This is a genomic window from Bradyrhizobium sp. R2.2-H (genome assembly GCF_004346455.1).
Taxonomy (GTDB): domain Bacteria; phylum Pseudomonadota; class Alphaproteobacteria; order Rhizobiales; family Xanthobacteraceae; genus Bradyrhizobium; species Bradyrhizobium diversitatis.
Window position 1 is genome coordinate 51,671 of sequence record NZ_SMBR01000018.1, and the last position, 19,122, is coordinate 70,792.

Here is a 19,122-nt window from a genome sequence, read left to right on the forward strand (position 1 = left end):
CCGCGAAGGCGCGATGCGGCGGATCGGCAGGCGGGACATCGTTGCGACGATCCTGATTGTGCTCCTTGCGGGCGCGGTCTTCACGTCACCGCCGCTTCAGACGCTGCAAGGTCTCTCCCTCGACATCCTCACGGCGCTGCGCGGCAAGGTCATTGGCGATCGCCGTGATCCCGCCACCTCGCCGGTCGTCGTGGTGGCGATCGACGGGGAGACCTACGACACCCCGCCCTTCAAGGGATCGCCGACGCAGACCTGGACGCGCGAGATCGGCCGGGTGCTCGGGAGCATCGCCGAGGGCGGGGCCAAGGTGATCGGCTTCGACGTCATCTTTCCGAGTTCGATCGAACAATCCGAGATTTCCTTTGACGACGCGCCGCTCGGCACGCGCATGAAGGGCTTTGACCGGGACTACCTGATAGCCCTGCGGCAGATCTCCGACACCGGCAAGCTGGTGCTCGGCGAAATCTTGAGCAACGACCATCCGGAGAGGCCCTACCGCGCGCAGCAGCTGGCAGTGAAGAACAATATCCGCGCTCTCAACGTTCATACCGACCCCGACGACGTGATCCGACGGATGCCGCTTACCTTCTCCATCGGTGACAAGCCGGTGCCCGCGATGGCGGTTGAGCTCGCCGCGCGGGCACTCGGCGCCAAACCCGCGATCGGCCCATCCGGCGTGATGAAGCTGTCCGGCTACGCGATTCCGAGCGCGGAGCCCAATACGCTGACGCTCAACTTTCGCGGCCTGGGCCGCGACGTCCCGACCTATTCTTTCGCCGACCTGCGCGCCTGCGCCGAGAAGGGCGATCACGATTTCTTCCGCCGCAGCTTCGACGGCAAGGTGGTATTGCTCGGCACCATCCTCAACTTCGAGGACCGCAAGCTGACCTCGATGCGATTGTCCGGTGGTTATGACGGCTCGCCCGCGCCACGCTGCGCCCTGCCCGCCCGCGCCGGCACCGCGCAGCAGGCCCGTAGCGACATCGCGGGTGTGTTCGTGCATGCCGCTGCGGTCCGAAATCTGATCGAGCAAGACGCGGTGACCGAGCCCGGCTTTGCCGCGCGGACCGCTCTCACGATTGCGCTCGCGGCGATCATCGCCTGCGCGGCCTGCATGCTTGCACCGGTCGGTGCGGTGACCGCCTGGCTTGCCGTCATTGCCGTTTACTCAGCCTTCGCCGTCGGTGCGTTCGCGCATGCGCTGGCGCTGCCTCTCGTCGAACCGGCCCTGGCAAGCCTCGCCGCTCTGGCGATGATGATAGGCTACCGGTTCGTGCTGGCCGATCGCGACGAGCGCTTCCTCCGCAAGAGCTTTGCCTATTATCTCGCGCCCGAGGTCATCGATAACATGATGGCGTCCGGCAAGATGCCGGCGCTCGGCGGCGAGATGCGCAACGTCACGATGTTCTTCTCCGATCTCAGCGGCTTCTCCTCGATCGCGGAGACCATCACGCCGGTCGAGCTTGTCACGCTGATGAACGAATATCTCTCCGCCATGACCGACATCATCGAAAGCCATGGCGGCTACGTCGACAAATATATCGGCGATTCCATCGTCGCCATGTTCGGCGCGCCGGCCGACGATCCCGCGCACGCGCGCAACGCGGTTCGTGCCGCGCTGAAGTGCCACGAGAAGCTGGCGGAGCTCAATGCCGGCCATCCCGCCTTCGCCGGCCACGGCCTGTCGCATCGCATCGGACTCAACAGCGGCGAAGCCGTGGTCGGCAATATCGGCTCGCGGCGCCGTTTCAACTACACCGTGATGAGCGACACCGTGAACGTCGCCTCGCGGCTCGAGGGCGCCAACAAATATTACGGCACCGCGATCATGGCATCGGAAACCACGATGGCGCAGACCGGCGATACCTTCGCCTGGCGCGAGCTCGATGCGATCAGGGTCCAGGGGCGCGGCGAGTCGATCAGGGTGTTCGAGCCGCTGGCGGAGAAGGACGCCGCGAACGACGAGCAGACCAAGGTTGCCGCGGCATATGCGGAAGGGCTGGCGTGCTGGCGGGCGAGGGAGTTTGCGAAGGCGGCTGATGCGTTCGACGGCGTAGCGAAGATCGATCCTGCGTCAGCTCGGTTCGCCAAGCGTGCGAAAGTGCTGACCGAGACTCCGCCGCCGCCGGATTGGACACCGGTCAATACGCTGGAAGGTAAGTAGCGGCCTCTTACCCTCCCCTGGAGGGCAGGGGAATCGCATATGGTGCGCACGGTGCGGCGGCATCGGCACTAGGCTCCCTCCCCCGCTTGCGGGGGAGGGTTGGGGAGAGGGTGTCTCCGCGCTGGGATTATTGAGATTAACTGAGGACGTCCCTGCGTGGCGAGAGCCCTCACCCGCCGCGCTCTGCGAGCGCGTCGGCCTCTCCCGCAAGCGGGAGAGGCGGAGCAAGCCAGCGGACAATCCCCGTGAAATCCATATGCGATTGCCTTGCCCTCCAGGGGAGGGTGAAGAGACGCCGCGCTAGAACGGCAGCCCCACGTAGTTCTCCGCGAGCAGGCGCTGCGCCGTCTCGGACGAGAGCAGATAGTCCAGCTCCGTCTGCTGAAGCCGGTCCTCGTATTCGAGCCGGTCGGGAAAACGGTGCAGCAGCATCGTCATCCACCAGGAGAAGCGTTGTGCTTTCCAGATCCGCGCGAGCGCCTTGGCGGAATAGCCTTTTAGACCGGAATCGTCGCCGCCCTGATAATGCGCGAGCAAGGCGTGGTAGAGATAGTAGATGTCGGAAGCGGCGCTGTTCAGTCCGCGTGCGCCGGTCGGCGGCACGATGTGGGCCGCATCGCCGGCGAGGAACAGCCGGCCATAGCTCATCGGCTCGGCGACGAAACTGCGCAACGGCGCGATGCTCTTCTCGATCGAGGGTCCCGTGATCAGACGGCCGGCGACCTGCTCCGGCAGGCGGCGCTTCAGCTCGGCCCAGAACGCATCGTCGCTCCAGTCCTCCACCTTGTCGGTCAAAGGCACCTGGATGTAGTAGCGGCTCAGCACCTGCGAGCGCAGCGAGCAGAGCGCGAAGCCGCGCTCGTGCTTCACATAGATCAGCTCGGGCGACACCGGCTTGGTGCGCGACAGCACCCCGAGCCAGCCGAACGGATAGACCTTCTCATATTCACGCAGCACGTCCTTCGGGATCGACCTGCGGCTGACGCCGTGGAAACCGTCAGCGCCGACGATGTAGTCGCAATCGATGCGGATCGTCTCCCCGTTCGAGCGGTACGTCACATAGGGCCGGTCCGACGTCAGATCATGTGGCGTCACGTCCTCGGCATTGTGCACGACCTTGCCGCCGAGCCGGTCGCGCGCCTCGTAGAGGTCGCGCGTCAGCTCGGTCTGGCCGTAGACCAGCACCGAATTGCCGCCGGAATGCTTGTGCAGGTCGATCTTGGAGAGCACGCCATCATGGGCGATCTCGAAGCCCTGGTGGATCTCCCCCTCGCGGTCCATTCGCTCGCCGCACTGGGCCTCGCGCATCAGCTTCGCAAAGCCGTGCTCGAGCACGCCGGCACGGATGCGGGCGAGCACGTGATCGCGGCTGTATTTCTCCAGCACGATGGTGTCGATGCCCTTCAGGTGCAGAAGCTGGGACAGCAACAACCCGGACGGCCCGCCGCCGATGATACAGACCTGAACTTTCATTTTTACATCCTCCCGTCGGCACTTTTTTGCAGATCGGGCGCTGCAAACCGATGGAGGGTTTTGCCTTTGTCTTGTACTATTCGAACATGAGAAGCGCAGCCCCCGCCCCGGCGATCCGGGTCTACAATCTGTTCGGCGAATCCGGCGATCTGCCCGACGTCGTGCATTGCGAGACGATCGCGTCGCGCTCGGTGCTGCACGACTGGACGCTGGCCGTGCATCGCCATGCCCGGCTGCACCAGGTGCTGCTGATCGAGCGCGGCGGCGGCGAGGCGACGCTCGACGGACGCGTGGTGCCCTTGAGGCCGATGCAGATCGTCAACGTGCCTGTCGGCCACGTCCACGGCTTTCGCTTCGAGCCCAATACCCAGGGCTGGGTGCTGACCATCGCCGCGGAGATTCTGGACGAGGCGCTGCTTGCCGCCGAGGGTCTGCGCGGCCCGCTGTCGCGATCGGCCGTGGTGCGCGGCACGCCGCAGATCCGCGCCACCATGAAGCAGATCTTCGCCGAACACGCCGCCCGCGATTTCGGCCGTGCGCACGTGCTCCGCGCCTTGTCGTCGGCCATGATCGGGCTCGTGGCCCGCGCGCTCACGGGCGAGAGCGGCGGCAACGGCACGGCAGAGAGCGGGCTATTCCGCCGCTTCGAGGCGCTGCTCGAACAGCACCATCTGGAGCGCTGGAGCGTTGCGGACTACGCTGGCGCGCTGTCGATCACGCCCACTCACCTCAACCGGGTGACGCGGGCGGCGACCGGCGACACCGCCTCGCATCTGATCCTCAACCGGCTGATCCGCGAGGCGCGGCGCAACCTCGTCTACACCAACCTGCCGGTCTCGACGATCGCCTACGCGCTCGGCTTCGAGGACCCCGCCTATTTCAGCCGCGTCTATGCTGCCGCCACGGGATTGTCGCCGCGCGCGTTTCGTGCGCAGCTGCATGACGGCGAAGCCTGAACCACCGGACGAAGAACCACGCGCGCTGATGGTCGGAGGCCACGCCGCAGTCGCGTTGGTTGCCGGCGCGCCCCACTTACCTTCGTATATAGGCCCTTTACCTCTGTACAATTGAGCGGCGAATGCGCGCGCCTTAGCGTGTCTGCATTCGGCGCCCTGGCGCTGGTGGCATGGAACCTCCCTAACCTCGGCGCAAGGCGACCCCCCTGTCCGGTCGTCTGCGCCGCCTTTTCGGCAAGCCATCGGCGCCTTCAGTATTTTTCGGCCGACACATCGCGCCATTTCGGCCGGATCGCGTCGTGTCGAACTCGGGATTTGTACATAATGTCTTCGTTTGGGAAGATCGCGCTCTTTATCGATGGCTCCAATCTCTATGCCACCTCCAAGGCGCTCGGCTTCGACATCGATTACAGGCGGTTGATCAGCGAGTTTCAAGCCCGGGGTACGCTGCTGCGCGCCTTTTACTACACGACCGTCGTCGAGGATCAGGAGTTTTCGTCAATCCGCCCGTTGATCGATTGGCTCGACTACAACGGATACACCGTCGTCACCAAGCTCACCAAGGAGTTCGTCGACGCCACCACCGGCCGCCGCAAGGTGAGGGGCAGCATGAATGTCGACCTTGCCGTGAGTGCAATGGAACTCGCCGAACACGTCGATCAGATCGTGCTGTTCTCGGGCGATGGGGACTTTCGGTCGCTGGTCGAGGCCCTGCAACGCCGCGGTGTCCGCGTGACGGTCGTCTCCACACTCTCCACTCAGCCGCCCATGGTCGCCGACGACCTGCGCCGGCAGGCGGACGTGTTCATCGACCTGGCAGACCTGAAACCGAAAGTGGCGCGCGATCCGGTCGACCGGCCGGCAACGCGCGAGGTGCGGCAGCCACCGCAATTCCTCGCGCGCGGATCCATCAATCGGAGCGACCGGGTGGAATGAACCGGGGCCGGCCGCCGGCACCTCAGACGTCGAAGAACACCGTCTCCTCCGGCCCCTGCAAATTGATCGTGAAGGAGTACACGATCTTGCCGGCGCGCTCGCTGCGCGTTGCGATCAGCGTCTTGCGACGGGTCGGCTGCTCGATCAGGTTGAGCACGGGATCGGCGGCGTTGGCGGCCTCTTCATCCGAGAAATAGAGCCGCGTGTTGAGGCCGATATTGATGCCGCGCGCGACGATCCAGACGTTGATGTGCGGTGCGCATTTGCGCCCCGCCTTGTCGGTGATCGCGCCCGGCTTGATGGTCTCGAAGGTGACGAGGCCGCTCTCGAAGTCGGAACCGGCGCGGCCCCAGCCGCGAAACTCCGGCTCCGGCGCGCCGGCCGAGCGATCGGCCGGATGGTTGTAGCGGCCGGCCGCATTGGCCTGCCAGATCTCCAGCAGGACGTCGCGCAGCGGCGTGCCGGTGCCGTCGAACACCTTGCCTTCCAGCGTGATGCGTTCACCTGCAGTGTTCGGCGTCACCAGCACATTGGAGAAGTTCTTCTCGAAAATGTCGAAGCCGGCCATCGCCGGGATCAAGCCGATATGGACGTAGGGCCCGGCCGTCTGCGAGGCGGTTTCCTTGAGATAGTTGAGCGGCTGCGGCATGGCTCAGTTCCCCTCGGTACGATTTTCGAAATAGGTGGAGCGCTGGCCGCGCAGCACGATGTCGAAGCGGTAGGCGAGCGAGTCGAAGGGCGACGAGGCGTTGAGGTCGAGCGGCGCGACGAGGCGGTCGAGCGCGTCCTTGTCCGGGATCGTCGTCAGGATCGGGCAGACCGGGATCAAGGGATCGCCCTCGAAATACATCTGTGTGATCAGCCGCTGCGCGAAGCCCGAGCCGAACACCGAGAAGTGGATGTGGGCCGGGCGCCAGCTGTTGACGTAGTTGCGCCAGGGATAAGGACCCGGCTTCACGGTGCGGAAATAGTAGTAGCCGGTCTCGTCGGTCAGCGCGCGGCCGCAGCCACCGAAATTCGGATCGATCGGCGCCAGATAGGTGTCCTTCTTGTGCCGGTAGCGGCCGCCGGCATTGGCCTGCCAGAACTCGACCAGCGTGTTCGGAACGCCCCGGCCGGTCTCGTCCAGCACGCGGCCATGGACGATGATGCGTTCGCCGACGGGATCGCCGTCCTTGGCGTAGTTGCGAATCAGGTCATTGTCGAGCGGGCCGAGATCATTGTGCCCGAACACCGGCCCCGTGATCTCCGAGATCGAGTTCTCCAGCGACAACAACGCCTGGCGCGGCGAGCGCAGCACCGAGGATTTGTACCCCGGCGCATGCGCCGGCGGATGGATGGAACGGTCACGCTGGAAGAAGCCGCCGTCGCCGAGCGGCGGCGTAAAGGGCTCGGGGCGATTGAGGCGGGGATCCCGCAAGGCTGGCGCCTGGGCATTCATCGGCGTTGTCTCTCCCTGTGGCGCCCGGGTCCGGGCGCGCGGCTTGTCGGGAGATCATGGAACGATCTATTCTCAAGATAAATAGATCGATTATAATGAATTCCATGAAGGAAATCGATCATTTGGCCCTCGACGGCCACGCGCTCGAGCTGTTCCTCGCCGTGCTGGAGGAAGGTTCGGTGACGGCGGCGGCGACACGGCTCGGCCTGACGCAATCGGCGGTCAGCCACGGGCTGAACAAGCTGCGGCGGATTGCCGGCGATCCCCTGTTCGCCAAATCCGGCCGCGGCATCGTCGCCACGGCGCACGCTCAGGCCCTCGCCGCGAAGGCGCGCGCGTTGATCGACGAGATGCGCAGCTTTGCCGGCGGCGTCAGCTTCGCGCCGGCGCAGGCCCAGCTGTCGCTGACGATCGCCGCCAATGACTTCCAGCGCGACCTGCTGCTGCCGCGCTTCTTCGATCATGTCGCGGGACAGGTGAAGAGCCTGAACCTGCGCGTGATCCCCTCGCAGTCGCCTTCGCCCGCGATGCTGCGCGAGAACCGCTGCGACCTCCTGATCACGCCGCTGCCGCCGTCGGGCGTCGACATCGTGCAGAAGCGGCTGCTCAGGGATCACTATGTCTGCTATTATGATGCAAAGGCGCGTGCCGCGCCTGCCAGCCGCAACGCCTATCTCGCGGCGCGTCACATCACCGTGGTCTATACCGATAATGAGCGGCTCGACTTCGACCGCCGGCTGGCAGCGAACGGGCTGCACCGCGACATCGCGATCTCCGTGCCGAGCTTCTCCGGCGTGCCCTCGTTCCTGCGCGGCTCGCAGATGCTTGCGAGCATGCCGAGCCTGCTCGCGCCCGGCGTGATGCGCGGTTTCGCGCACACGCGAATTCCATTGGCCTCCCGCACGCGAACGCTGGCCGAGCTGCCGATGTTCATGGTCTGGCACCAGCGTTATCAGAAAGACCCGGCCCATCGCTGGATCAGGAGCCAGCTCGAGACTGTCGCGGCGACGGCCGCCGCCTGAACGATGGGCCCTCCGCCGCATAACCTGATTCCCGCCAAACCCACTGGTTGCGCAAGGGGAGCCACGCTAAAATCCCCCCATGACAGTGACCGACATTGCGAGCCGGACGTACAATCACAGCTGGCGGCTGGATCCCATCATCCGCAGCCTGCTGGATACCGACTTCTACAAGCTATTGATGTTGCAGATGATTCGGGAGGACTATCCGGATCAGCAGGTGACCTTCTCGGTCATCAACCGCTCGCGCCATGTGCGACTCGCCGAGATCATCGACGAGGGCGAGCTGCGCGCCCAGCTCGACCACGCCCGCACCATCCGCTTCAGCAAGAAAGAGCTGATCTGGCTTGCGGGTAACACCTTCTACGGCAAGACCCACATGTTCTCGGCGGACTTCATCCGCTGGCTGGCGGAATTCCGCCTGCCCGAATACGAGCTGCGGAAGGTCGACGGCCAGTACGAGCTGCATTTCCACGGCCCCTGGACCCACACCACGATGTGGGAGATTCCGGCGCTGGCCATCCTCAACGAGCTGCGCTCGCGCGCGGCGATGAAAGGCCGCGGCCGCTTCGAGCTCGACGTGCTCTACGCCCGCGCCAAGGCCAAGCTTTGGACCAAGGTGGAACGGCTGCGGAAGCTCGAGAACCTGCGGCTGTCCGACTTCGGCACCCGCCGCCGCCACGGCTTCCTCTGGCAGCGCTGGTGCGTCGAGGCGGTGAAGGAAGGCCTGGGCTCGTCCTTCATCGGCACGTCCAACGTGCTGCTCGCGATGGACAACGATCTCGAAGCCATCGGCACCAATGCGCATGAGCTGCCGATGGTCGCGGCCGCGCTCGCCAGGGACGACGAGGAATTGCGCTGGGCGCCCTACCGCATTCTCGATCAGTGGCGCCAGACCTATGGCGGCAACCTCCTGATCGCGCTGCCCGACGCCTTCGGCACCAAGGCCTTCCTGCGCGATGCGCCGGAATGGGTCGCCGACTGGACCGGCTTCCGCCCCGACAGCGCGCCGCCGATCCAGGCCGGCGAGGAGATCATCGCCTGGTGGGACAAGAAGGGCCGCAACCCCAGGGACAAGCTTCTCGTCTTTTCCGACGCGATGGACGTCGGCTCGATCGAGGAGACTTACCACCACTTCACCGGGCGCGTGCGGCTCTCCTTTGGCTGGGGCACCAACCTCACCAACGACTTCGTCGGCTGCACGCCGGACGGCTCGTTCAACCTCGATCCGATCTCGCTGGTCTGCAAGGTCTCGTCCGTCGACGGTCATCCGGCCGTCAAGCTCTCCGACAATCCGGAGAAGGCGACCGGCCTTCCCTCGGAGATCGAGCGTTACCTGCGCGTGTTCGGTGACGCGGGCCGCGTCCGCAAGCCGGTGCTGGTCTAGCCGACCTCCCCTTGATCAGGTGAACCGCGCACGACGAATGCGCTGCATTGGCTCGCCGACGCCGCGCCGGTCCCGGTTCGCCGGCATTTGAAGCGATTTGCGGGCACCTGCTTCACGACGGCTTCACCCTGCGACGGAGTCCTCCGCACCATTCAGGTCGAGTTAAGCAACCATCCCGTCTACTTGGCGTTGCAGGCGCAACGTTCCGTTGGGATCGTTGATCGACTTGGGGAATAAGGTGTTTCGCAGAACAGCGACGTCGGTGGAGGGACGCTGCTTCCTTCACGTCATCAAGCTCGTCTCGCCTTTCGTGATGGTCGTCGTGCTCCAGGCGGCGATCGCGGGATTCAGTCTCGAGGTGATGTCTTCGGTCCGCGCCTATGTCGCGGGCGAAGCGCTATGGTCGCGCTCGCAGAAGAACGCCGTCTACTTCCTCAATCGCTACCTGCATTCGGGCGAGGCCAGCCAGTTCGCGCAGTACCAGGCCGCGCTCGCCGTTCCCATCGGGGACGAGTTCGCGCGCTGGGCGCTCGAACGCGATCCGGTCGACGTCGAGGCCGCCCGTATCGGCTTTCTCCAGGGCGGCAACCATCCCGATGACGTCCCGGGACTGATCTGGCTCTTTCGCTACTTCAACCGCGTCAGCTTCCTCCAGGACGCGATCCGCGAATGGGCGGCCACAGATCCCATGCTGCTGGAGCTGAGTGTGTTCGGCGAGTTGATCCGCTCCGAGCTGGAGAACGGTCCCATTCAAGACGGCCGCCTGCAATTCCTATCGTCGCGGCTCTCGGAGCTCAATACCCAGTTCACGGTGCATGCCCAGCGTTTCTCCACCGTCCTCGGCGAAGGCTCCCGCACCATCAAGGTGACGCTGACTTGCGTCAACATCGTCACCGCCGCGGCGCTGATCCTGCTTCTGATCTGGCATACGCGGCGGCTGGTGCTGCAACGGCAGGCGTTCGAAAACGCACTGCATGCCGAGACACAACGCCTGGCCTGGCAGGCATCGCACGACTGGCTGACCGGCCTGTCGAACCGTCGCGCCTTCGAGGCGCGCCTGCAAAGCGAGCTGGACAATGCCGGGGCGGGTGCGCTCGGCCTGATCCTGCTCGACCTCGACCAGTTCAAGAGCGTCAACGATAGCTGCGGCCACCTTGCCGGCGACCGGCTTCTCCGCGATGTCTCGCGCCTCCTGCAACAGGGCCGGCACCCGCGTGATCTGGTGGCCCGGCTCGGCGGTGACGAATTCGCCCTGATCCTACCGCAATGCTCGCCCTTCGATGCCGTCGACATTGCCGAGCAACTGCGCAGATCGCTCGAGCTGCTCAGTTTCGCCTGGGACGATCGTTGCTTTGCGGTGACCGCCAGCATCGGCGTGACCTGCATCGTCGACCGCAACATCACGCTCGAGGATGCGATGCGGCACGCGGATGCTGCCTGCTATCGCGCCAAGGAAAAGGGACGCAACCGCGTTCAGGTCGAGAGCGGAAGCCCTGGCGCCGTCGCCGTCGCAACCCGCCCGCGCGAAGCTGCGCGCGCCTGACGCGGCTCGCCGCTGTCAGCGCTGGGGCAGAATCCCGAGCCCTCCGAGATGCACGTCGAGGAATTGTTCGATCTGCTGGCGCAGCATCTGCGGCGGTACGGCCACCATGCGCTCCTCGAGGCCGAGCGAGATGATGCCATGCACCGCGGAAAACAGCGTGCGCGACAGCAGCGCGATCTTCACGTCATCCGCATCCGGTAATAGCCGCACCAAGGGTGGATGCATCAGCGCAAAGGCATCCATCACCATCTGAAGGATGTCGTCCGGATAAGGTCGATCGTCCTCCATCCGATGCTCGAACAAGGAGCGCAGCAGATTGGCGTGTCCTGCAAAGAAATCGAGATAGGTCTCGGCAAGCCCGTAGAGCTGGCGAACCGGATCCTCGGCGGGAACGCCCCGCAGCCGCGCCGTGAGCGCCTGAACCGTCTCCCGATTGACGGTCAGGATGACCCCGTCGAAGTCGCCGAACTCGTTATAGACGCTGCCAACCGAGCAGCCGACAGCCTCGGCAACGTCCCGAACCTTCAATGATCTCAGCCCTTTAGCTGCGATAATGCCGCGGGCGATCTCCAGGATCTGGCGCCGTCGCCGGCTTTTTTTCTGGTCGCGCAGCGATTCATCTTGAACATTGTTCATTTTCAGGTTACTCATATGAACATTGTTCAATTTAACTCGGAGACCTACGAAATGCAAACTCTCGCTGTTGATATCGCCGCCACCTTCGTCGATGACGCCACGGCTCTCGTGACCGGCCTCGGCCGGGCCGCCCTCAAGATCGTGATGGCGCCGATCGATCGCATTGCCAATGCCTGCGACATTGCCGGCGTGCTTGCCGAGCGCCGCGCGACCTTCCGGATGTGGCGCACGAACCGCGCCCGTGCCCGCCACGAGCGGCGCCGGTTCAGCCTGCTCGGTCGCTTCTCGCCGTTTCGGCACCTCGCCCATCTCACCTGAGACGCAGCCGGCACGTTCCGATCGGTTCGAATGCAAGAGCCGCTTACAATGTTGGACTCACCATGCCCCCCGACATTCGCGCCTGATAGCGCGGCCCTCGGCGATGCGGTTCAGCTTTTCCTCATCGCCCGGCGCGATATCCGGGCGAGCGCGGCCGCTCCGCCCGAGCTCGACGTGGCCCCGACCAGATATTTGCGAACCTGACGAGACCACTTGGAGACCAACAGGATCAGAGGACTGAGAGGACAGAGCAGGCGGCGATGTCGTTATCCTGCACGCGTTCGTCCCAAATGCCTTCCGGTCTGACCGTCTCACCGGCAATTCAACAATTTCAATCTGTATTTCCAAAGCAGGACTAGTCATGATCAGGGAATTGATGTCGTCACGCCGCTTCGCGCCGCTGTTCTGGGCGCAATTCTTCTCGGCGCTCAATGACAATGTGCTCAAGAACGCACTCGTCATCATCCTGCTTTACAGCGCGGCGACCAGCCACGGCGATGCCCTGGTGACGGTCGCAGGCGCCGTCTTCATCTTCCCCTATTTCATCCTGTCCGGGGTCGGCGGCCAGCTCGCCGACAAATACGTCAAATCGGTCGTCGCAAGGCGGCTCAAATTCGTCGAGATCTTCGCCGCCTGCTTTGCCGCCGCCGGATTCTTCCTGCATTCGGTGCCGCTCCTGTTCGCAGCGCTCGCGCTGTTCGGCACCATCGCCGCCCTGTTCGGCCCCGTGAAATACGCCATGCTGCCGGACCAGCTCGAGCTCGGCGAGCTCGCGACCGGCAACGCGCTGGTCGAAGGTGCGACGTTCATGGCGATCCTGCTCGGCACCGTCGCCGGCGGCCAGTTCGTGGCCGGCTCGGCGCATATGGGCTGGGTCGCCTCCGCCGTGGTCGCGCTGGCGCTGTTGTCCTGGGCGTTCGCCGCCCGCATTCCGCAGACGACGCCCTCGGCGCCCGACCTGCGCGTCGATGCCAATCCCTGGACCTCGACGGTCGGCCTGCTCAGGACGCTCTACGCCGACCATCGGCTGTGGGACGGCACCGTGATCGTCTCCTGGTTCTGGCTGGTCGGCGCCATCGTGCTGTCGCTGCTGCCGGCGCTGATCAAGGAGGTCGTCGGCGGCACCGAAGGCGTGGTGACGCTGTGCCTTGCCATCTTCGCGATCGGCATCGCGATCGGCTCGCTGTTTGCCGCGAGCCTCAGCCATGTCCGCCCGAACCTCGCGCTGGTGCCGATCGGCGCCATCATCATGGGCTTTGCCGGCCTCGATCTCGCCTGGGCCATCGGCGTCACCGCCAAGGGGCAGGACATCACCGCGCTCGGCTTTGCGACCTCGTTCGCGGGCTTGCGCATGCTGGCCGACTTCGTCGCCTTCGCATTCGGCGGCGGCCTGTTCGTCGTGCCGTCCTTTGCCGCGGTCCAGGCCTGGTCGCAACCTTCCGAACGCGCGCGTATCATCGCGGCCGGCAACGTGCTTCAGGCCGCCTTCATGGTGGTCGGCTCGCTGTTCGTCGCGTTGTTGCAGGCGGCGGGTCTTCATATCGGCTGGATCTTCTTCGGCCTCGGGCTCGCCAGCTTCGGCGCGGTGTGGTTCGTGCTGACCAAGTGGGGCAAGGAAGGCGTGCGCGATGCCGGTGGACTTCTGTTCCGCGCCCTGTTCCGCACCGAGGTGCGCGGGCTCGAAAACCTGCCGCCTCCGGGCACGCGCATGCTGATCGCGCCGAATCATGTCAGCCTGGTCGACGGTCCGCTGCTGCATGCCGTGCTGCCGATCGACGCCAGCTTCGCGGTCGATACCGGTATCGCCAAGGCCTGGTGGGCCAAGCCGTTCCTGCGCGCCGTCAAGCATTACACCATGGACCCGAGCAAGCCGCTGGCCGCGCGCGACCTGATCAAGCTCGTCGCCGCCGGCGAGTCGGTCGTGATCTTCCCGGAAGGCCGCATCACCGTCTCGGGATCGCTGATGAAGGTCTATGACGGCACCGCGATGATCGCGGACAAGGCCGATGCCGTGGTGGTGCCGGTTCGCATCGAAGGCGCACAGCGCTCCTATCTCAGCTATCTCACCTCCAGCCAGATCAAGCGGTCCTGGTTTCCGCGGGTGACGGTCACCATCCTGCCGCCCGTCAAGCTCCCGGTTGACGAAACGCTCAAGGGCAAGGCGCGTCGCAATGCCGCCGGCGCCGCTTTGCAGGACGTCATGATCGATGCGCTCGTGAAGAACGCCATGCTCGATCACACGCTGTTCGAGGCGCTCGGACACGCCTACCGCGACCGCGACACCGGCAAGGTCATCATCGAGGACGCGCTCGGCACCAAGCTGACCTATCGCAAGCTGATCCTCGGCGCACAGGTCCTGAGCCGCAAGCTGGAGGACGGCACCGCGATCGGCGAGAATGTCGGCGTGCTGCTGCCGAACTCGGCGGGCGTTGCCGTCGTGTTCATGGCGCTGCAGAACATCGGCCGGGTGCCGGCGATGCTGAACTTCTCGGCCGGTCCGGTCAACGTGCTCGCCGCCATGAAGGCTGCGCAGGTCAAGACCGTGCTGACCTCGAAGGCCTTCATCGAGAAGGGCAAGCTCGACAAGCTGATGACCGCGATCTCCGCGGAGGCGCGCGTCGTCTATCTCGAGGATGTCCGCGCCTCGATCGGTACTGCCGACAAGATCAAGGGCCTGCTCGCCGGCACCGCGCCGCGCGTCGCGCGCCAGCCGAACGACCCGGCCGTCGTGCTGTTCACGTCGGGCTCCGAAGGCACGCCCAAGGGCGTCGTGCTGTCCCACCGCAACATCCTCGCCAACGCGGCGCAGGCGCTGGCGCGGGTCGATGCCAACGCCAACGACAAGGTGTTCAACGTGCTGCCGGTGTTCCACTCGTTCGGGCTGACCGGGGGCATGATGATGCCAATGCTGGCGGGCATTCCGATCTACATGTATCCCTCGCCGCTGCATTACCGGATCGTGCCTGAACTCATCTACCAGACCGGCGCGACCATCCTGTTCGGCACCGACACGTTCCTGACCGGCTACGCCCGCTCGGCGCACCCTTACGACTTCCGCACCCTGCGCCTCGTCATCGCCGGCGCCGAAGCGGTCAAGGACCGCACGCGGCAGGTGTTCATGGAGCGCTACGGCATCCGCATTCTCGAAGGCTATGGCGTCACCGAGACCGCGCCGGTGCTGGCGATGAACACGCCGATGGCCAACCGTCCCGGCACCGTCGGCCGCCTGTCGCCGCTGATGGAAAGCCGCCTCGATCCGGTCCCCGGCATCGAGGAAGGCGGCCGTCTCTCGGTGCGCGGGCCGAACGTGATGCTCGGTTACTTGCGGGCCGAAAATCCCGGCGTGCTCGAAACGCTTCCCGAAGGCTGGCATGACACCGGCGACATCGTGGCGATCGACGCCGCCGGCTTCATCACCATCAAGGGCCGCGCCAAGCGCTTTGCCAAGATCGCGGGCGAAATGGTCTCGCTGTCGGCGGTCGAAGCCATCGCGACGACGCTGTGGCCGCAAGCCGCATCGATCGCGGTGTCGATCCCCGACCCGCGCAAGGGCGAGCGCATCGTCTTGCTGACGACGCAGAAGAACGCCGAGCGTAGCGCGATGCAGGCCCAGGCCAAGGCGATCGGCGCCTCCGAGCTGACGGTGCCCGCGGCGATCATGGTGGTCGACAAGGTGCCGCTGCTCGGCACCGGCAAGACCGACTATGTCACGGCAACGGCGATGGCCCGCGAGCAGGCGCCAGCGCCGGAGCGCGAGGTAGCGTAACCCGGCTCGTTCACCTCTCCCGCTTGCGGGAGAGGTCGCGCCGAAGGCGCGGGTGAGGGCTTTCTCCGCTTGAGGGTTGTCCCACTGCGGAGCGACCCTCTCCCGCAAGCTGGAGAGGGAGCGCACTTCCATCGTTGAGCCGACCAAGCCTCATCCCATCATGCCTGATCACGCCGTGGTCCGCCGTTCCTGCGCATAGCGCACCAAGGCGGCAAAGCGATAGATGCCGTGCACGAACTTTCCGTAGGGCATGGTGATGAACAATGCGAACACGGCGCCGAGATGCAGCGCGAGCAGCGGCCCCATCGCGGCGGTCTCGCGCAGGAACAGCAGCAGCATCCCGGTGAGCCCGGTCAGGAACAGCATGGCGATGAAGCCGACATCCATGCCGTAGCTGAACTCGTCGAGCAACGCTGGATCGCGGCGCATCTTGGCGGCGAACAGGCCGATCGGCCCGACGATCAGGCCGACGCCGCCGAGCGTGCCCAGTACCACGGGCAGGTCCCACCACGGATATGGCGCCTCGCGGCCGAGCAGATAGTGGTAGAGCGTCGCCACCGACGTCGCGGCGAAGCACAGCAGGAAGCCGTAGAAGGTCAGGTGGTGATAGAGCTTGCGCCGGTCGGTGGGCTTGTCGTCCTCGTTGTAGCAGCCGACGCCGCCGCCATGGAGATAGCGCAACTCGCCGGCGTCGCGGATGGCCTGAAAGATCGAGCCGCCGTCCGCGCGCCCGCCGATGGGTGCGCCGATGTCGCGCCAGAAGGCACGCACGCTCATGGCGAGGGCCAGGACGGCGTAGAGGAAAGCGGCGCCGAACAGCGCGGCCATCGCGTTATGCGGCATCAGCTTGTAGAACGCGCCCGGCCCGGTGTGCACGCCGAACAGCACGCTGCGATCGTTGAGCGCAGCGAAGCCGAGGATGAAGGCGGCCATGCTGAGCGCGGTGATGACGCTGATGACGACGCCGTTGCGCGCGAAGGCACCGGACAGGGCCTGCGGCCAGGCATAGGCCGCATAGGATTCCGCGCGCGCAACCGCCAGCGTCTTGGGGACGTTGACGTTGAACTCGTGCGGCGGCGAGAACTGGCAGTCGACGTAGCAGGCGCCGCAGGAATGGCAGAGATTGGCGAGATAATTGAGATCGCCGTCGGAGAAGGCACGGCGCATTTCCATGGCCGGAAACACCGCGCACAGGCCCTCGCAATAACGGCAGGAATTGCAGACCGTCATCAGGCGGTCGGCTTCGTCGAGAATCCTAGTTCCGTGCATGTTTCGCCGCTTCCCGTCCTGCGATCCGCCCGAACACGCTGCCGATGGTCATGCCCATGCCGGCGGCATAGCCCTTGCCGAGCACGTTGCCGGCCATGATCTCGCCGGCCGCGAACATGTTGCCTGACGGCTTGCCGTCCTTCATCAGCATTCGCGCCTCCTTGTTCACGCGCGTGCCGAGATAGGTGAAGGTGATGCCGGGCCGGACCGGATAGGCGAGAAAAGGCGGCGTCTCGATCCGGCGCGCCCAGTGCGTCTTCGGCGGCGTGATGCCTTCGGTACGACAGTCGTCCAGGATGGTATGGTCGAAGGTGCCTGATAGCACCGCGGCGTTGAACTCGATGACGGTCTTTTCCAATGCGACCGGATCGAGCTCGAGCTTGCGGGCGAGCTCCGCGATTGTCTGCCCGGCGATCGGCGGGAACAGCGTCGGCATGAAGCTGGTGACGACGGTGGAATCGAAGATGATGTAGGCGATCTGGTCGGGCTGCGCCGCGACCAGCCGGCCCCAGATCGCATAGCGCTTCGGCCAGATGTCCTCGCCCTCGTCGTAGAAGCGCTGGGCGTGCTTGTTGACGACGATGCCGAACACGACCGAGTCGTGCCGCGTGATGATGCCGCCGTCGAATTTCGGCGCGCGGGCGTCGATCGCGACGGCATGGCACTGGGTAGGATCGCCGACCTCCTGCACGCCCTTGTCGAGCAGCATCTTCAGGATCGAGCCGCGATTGTAGGGCGTGCCGCGGATCAGGAAGTTGTCGGCGGCCTCGCCCCAATATTGCTTCAGCCATTCGATGTTGGCCTCGAACCCGCCGGCGGCGGCGACCAGCGAGGTCGCGCGGATCTCGGTCTCGCCCTTGATCGGCCGCCTGAGGCGGGCAGCCAGGAACATGCCGTCCTCGATCACGAGGTCGGTGACCTCGGCGTCGTATTCGACCTCGACGCCGAGCCGTTCGGCGGTGAGATAGAGCGCGTTGAGCATCGCGCGGCCCCCGCCGAGAAAGAAGGAGTTGGTGCGGCCGAGGCTCAGCGTGCCGCCGAGCGAAGGCTGCCAGCGTACCCCCTGCTCCACGATCCAGTTCAGGATGTCCTTGGATTCGCGGATCATGTGGCGCGCCAGCACCTCGTCGGTCTGTCCGCCGGTGACGCGCAGCAGATCCTCCCAGAACTCTTCTTCCGTGTAGGGACCGGTCAGGATTTCGGTCGCCGCGTCATGGGCACAACGCATGTTGCGGGTGTGGCGGGTATTGCCGCCGCGATAGAATTTTGGTGCTCCTTCGAGCACCAGCACCGAGGCGCCGCCGCGCCGGGCACTGATGGCCGCGCACAGTGCCGCATTGCCGCCGCCGATCACCAGCACGTCGTATTTGCTGCTCATGCCGTCTGCCCGATGGCGGCCGAGATTGGAGACCATCTGTCCGTCAGCGGCATGCTCGACCAATTCCACCATTGCGCACGTTTGTATACAAAGATATACATAGATCGGCAAGCTGCGTCTCTGCATGGGCAGGATGCGCATCGAGGGACAATGGCCAGACGCCCGGCAAGGACAGGCGAGTCGATTTCGCGCAGCGCCGGCGTTGCGCTGGGGGAAGCCGTGTTCCGCTCGCTGTGCGAGGCGCTCCAAGCCGGCAGCTACCGCGCGGGCGACCGCCTGCGCGAGGAGGAAGTCGCCCAGCGGCTGAAGGTCAGCCGCACCCCGGTTCGCGAAGCGCTGGGCCGCCTTGCGGCACGCGGCTTCGTCGAGCCTGCCGCTGGCCGCGGGCTGATCGTTCGCAATCTCGACATCTCCGAGGTGCTCGAGCTCTACGCCATGCGCGAGATCATGGAAGGCGCCGCCGCGCGCCTTGCCGCCGAGCACGCCTCAACGACGGAGATCGACGCGCTCCGAGACATCGAGCAGGCTTTTGTCGAGGCGCCGCAGACCGACGCCGCGGAGATGGCACGGCTCAACCGCGCCTTCCACGAGGCCATTTGCCGCGCCGCGCGCAACCGCTATCTCGACAACGCTTCGCGCGAATTGCAGGACTGGATCGCCCTGCTCGGCCCGACCACCTTCACCGTATCGGGCCGCCCCTCGACCAGTCACGGCGAGCACCAAGGCATCATCGAGGCCATCGCCGCGCGCGACGGCGACAAGGCGGAAAAGCTGGCGCGCGCGCATATCCGGGAAGCGCTGCGCTGCCGGCTGAAATTGTTGCAGAAGCACTAGGC

At 65.3% G+C, this 19,122-nt stretch carries 14 protein-coding genes; 8 read left to right on the forward strand and 6 right to left on the reverse strand.

The window, feature by feature from the left end; all coding sequences use genetic code 11:
- The first annotated feature begins 13 nt into the window (after positions 1–13).
- A complete protein-coding gene (locus EDE08_RS33405) occupies positions 14–2,164 on the forward strand; it encodes an adenylate/guanylate cyclase domain-containing protein (RefSeq protein ID WP_131873727.1) in 2,151 nt (716 codons plus the stop codon).
- Between the two features lie 300 nt (positions 2,165–2,464).
- Here the strand turns inward: EDE08_RS33405 and pobA are convergent, their stop codons facing one another.
- Positions 2,465–3,637: a 4-hydroxybenzoate 3-monooxygenase gene (pobA, locus tag EDE08_RS33410; protein WP_131873725.1), complete on the reverse strand. Its 1,173-nt coding sequence runs from the start codon at positions 3,635–3,637 to the stop codon at positions 2,465–2,467.
- Positions 3,638–3,687: 50 nt separating this feature from the next.
- Here pobA and EDE08_RS33415 point away from each other — a divergent pair, with 50 nt between their 5' ends.
- Both EDE08_RS33415 and EDE08_RS33420 read left to right on the forward strand, forming a co-directional pair.
- Positions 3,688–4,593, forward strand: a complete 906-nt coding sequence (locus tag EDE08_RS33415) for a helix-turn-helix domain-containing protein (protein ID WP_131873723.1) — start codon at positions 3,688–3,690, stop codon at positions 4,591–4,593.
- 324 nt (positions 4,594–4,917) lie between these two features.
- Positions 4,918–5,529 carry a LabA-like NYN domain-containing protein gene (locus EDE08_RS33420; protein WP_131873811.1) on the forward strand — a complete coding sequence of 204 codons (612 nt, stop codon included), beginning with the start codon at positions 4,918–4,920 and terminating at the stop codon, positions 5,527–5,529.
- A 22-nt stretch (positions 5,530–5,551) separates the two neighbouring features.
- Here the strand turns inward: EDE08_RS33420 and pcaG are convergent, their stop codons facing one another.
- Both pcaG and pcaH read right to left on the reverse strand, forming a co-directional pair.
- On the reverse strand, positions 5,552–6,178 hold the full coding sequence (pcaG, locus tag EDE08_RS33425) for a protocatechuate 3,4-dioxygenase subunit alpha (RefSeq protein WP_131873721.1): 627 nt from the start codon (positions 6,176–6,178) through the stop codon (positions 5,552–5,554).
- Between the two features lie 3 nt (positions 6,179–6,181).
- Entirely contained in the window at positions 6,182–6,970 is a 789-nt protein-coding gene (gene pcaH, locus EDE08_RS33430) for a protocatechuate 3,4-dioxygenase subunit beta (RefSeq protein ID WP_131873719.1), read from the reverse strand.
- A gap of 95 nt (positions 6,971–7,065) precedes the next feature.
- Between pcaH and EDE08_RS33435 the strand changes: the two genes are divergently transcribed.
- From EDE08_RS33435 to EDE08_RS33445, 3 genes are all read left to right on the forward strand, one after another.
- Positions 7,066–7,992 (forward strand): LysR family transcriptional regulator, encoded by a 927-nt coding sequence (locus tag EDE08_RS33435; RefSeq protein WP_165936313.1) that lies wholly within the window; start codon positions 7,066–7,068, stop codon positions 7,990–7,992.
- A 79-nt stretch (positions 7,993–8,071) separates the two neighbouring features.
- Complete coding sequence (gene pncB, locus EDE08_RS33440) at positions 8,072–9,376, forward strand: nicotinate phosphoribosyltransferase (protein WP_028178239.1); 1,305 nt, start codon at positions 8,072–8,074, stop codon at positions 9,374–9,376.
- A gap of 238 nt (positions 9,377–9,614) precedes the next feature.
- Positions 9,615–10,919, forward strand: a complete 1,305-nt coding sequence (locus EDE08_RS33445; protein ID WP_131873716.1) for a GGDEF domain-containing protein — start codon at positions 9,615–9,617, stop codon at positions 10,917–10,919.
- 15 nt (positions 10,920–10,934) lie between these two features.
- On the opposite strand, the gene EDE08_RS38710 is transcribed toward EDE08_RS33445, so the two are convergent.
- Entirely contained in the window at positions 10,935–11,555 is a 621-nt protein-coding gene (locus EDE08_RS38710) for a TetR/AcrR family transcriptional regulator (protein ID WP_207913170.1), read from the reverse strand.
- Between the two features lie 679 nt (positions 11,556–12,234).
- On the opposite strand from EDE08_RS38710, the gene EDE08_RS33455 reads away from it, so the two are divergent.
- Positions 12,235–15,639, forward strand: coding sequence for an acyl-[ACP]--phospholipid O-acyltransferase (locus EDE08_RS33455; RefSeq protein ID WP_131873712.1), 3,405 nt, complete (start codon positions 12,235–12,237; stop codon positions 15,637–15,639).
- A 168-nt stretch (positions 15,640–15,807) separates the two neighbouring features.
- Here the strand turns inward: EDE08_RS33455 and tcuB are convergent, their stop codons facing one another.
- Together tcuB and tcuA are read right to left on the reverse strand one after the other, a co-directional pair.
- A complete protein-coding gene (tcuB, locus tag EDE08_RS33460; RefSeq protein ID WP_131873710.1) occupies positions 15,808–16,908 on the reverse strand; it encodes a tricarballylate utilization 4Fe-4S protein TcuB in 1,101 nt (366 codons plus the stop codon).
- Positions 16,895–18,286: an FAD-dependent tricarballylate dehydrogenase TcuA gene (gene tcuA, locus EDE08_RS33465; protein ID WP_131873809.1), complete on the reverse strand. Its 1,392-nt coding sequence runs from the start codon at positions 18,284–18,286 to the stop codon at positions 16,895–16,897. Before tcuA ends, tcuB begins: the two co-directional genes overlap by 14 nt.
- 150 nt (positions 18,287–18,436) lie before the next feature.
- Between tcuA and EDE08_RS33470 the strand changes: the two genes are divergently transcribed.
- Positions 18,437–19,120 carry a GntR family transcriptional regulator gene (locus tag EDE08_RS33470; protein ID WP_131873708.1) on the forward strand — a complete coding sequence of 228 codons (684 nt, stop codon included), beginning with the start codon at positions 18,437–18,439 and terminating at the stop codon, positions 19,118–19,120.
- The last annotated feature ends 2 nt before the right edge of the window (positions 19,121–19,122 follow it).

Bases quoted from the DNA above. Each gene is read 5' to 3' on its own strand.
- EDE08_RS33455 (WP_131873712.1), top strand. From the start codon at position 12,235: ATGATCAGGGAATTGATGTCGTCACGCCGCTTCGCGCCGCTGTTCTGG.
- tcuB (WP_131873710.1), bottom strand. From the start codon at position 16,908: ATGCACGGAACTAGGATTCTCGACGAAGCCGACCGCCTGATGACGGTC.
- pcaG (WP_131873721.1), bottom strand. From the start codon at position 6,178: ATGCCGCAGCCGCTCAACTATCTCAAGGAAACCGCCTCGCAGACGGCC.
- pobA (WP_131873725.1), bottom strand. From the start codon at position 3,637: ATGAAAGTTCAGGTCTGTATCATCGGCGGCGGGCCGTCCGGGTTGTTG.
- EDE08_RS38710 (WP_207913170.1), bottom strand. From the start codon at position 11,555: ATGAACAATGTTCAAGATGAATCGCTGCGCGACCAGAAAAAAAGCCGG.
- EDE08_RS33435 (WP_165936313.1), top strand. From the start codon at position 7,066: ATGAATTCCATGAAGGAAATCGATCATTTGGCCCTCGACGGCCACGCG.
- EDE08_RS33470 (WP_131873708.1), top strand. From the start codon at position 18,437: ATGGCCAGACGCCCGGCAAGGACAGGCGAGTCGATTTCGCGCAGCGCC.
- EDE08_RS33415 (WP_131873723.1), top strand. From the start codon at position 3,688: ATGGAGGGTTTTGCCTTTGTCTTGTACTATTCGAACATGAGAAGCGCA.
- EDE08_RS33405 (WP_131873727.1), top strand. From the start codon at position 14: ATGCGGCGGATCGGCAGGCGGGACATCGTTGCGACGATCCTGATTGTG.
- pcaH (WP_131873719.1), bottom strand. From the start codon at position 6,970: ATGAATGCCCAGGCGCCAGCCTTGCGGGATCCCCGCCTCAATCGCCCC.
- tcuA (WP_131873809.1), bottom strand. From the start codon at position 18,286: ATGAGCAGCAAATACGACGTGCTGGTGATCGGCGGCGGCAATGCGGCA.
- EDE08_RS33420 (WP_131873811.1), top strand. From the start codon at position 4,918: ATGTCTTCGTTTGGGAAGATCGCGCTCTTTATCGATGGCTCCAATCTC.
- pncB (WP_028178239.1), top strand. From the start codon at position 8,072: ATGACAGTGACCGACATTGCGAGCCGGACGTACAATCACAGCTGGCGG.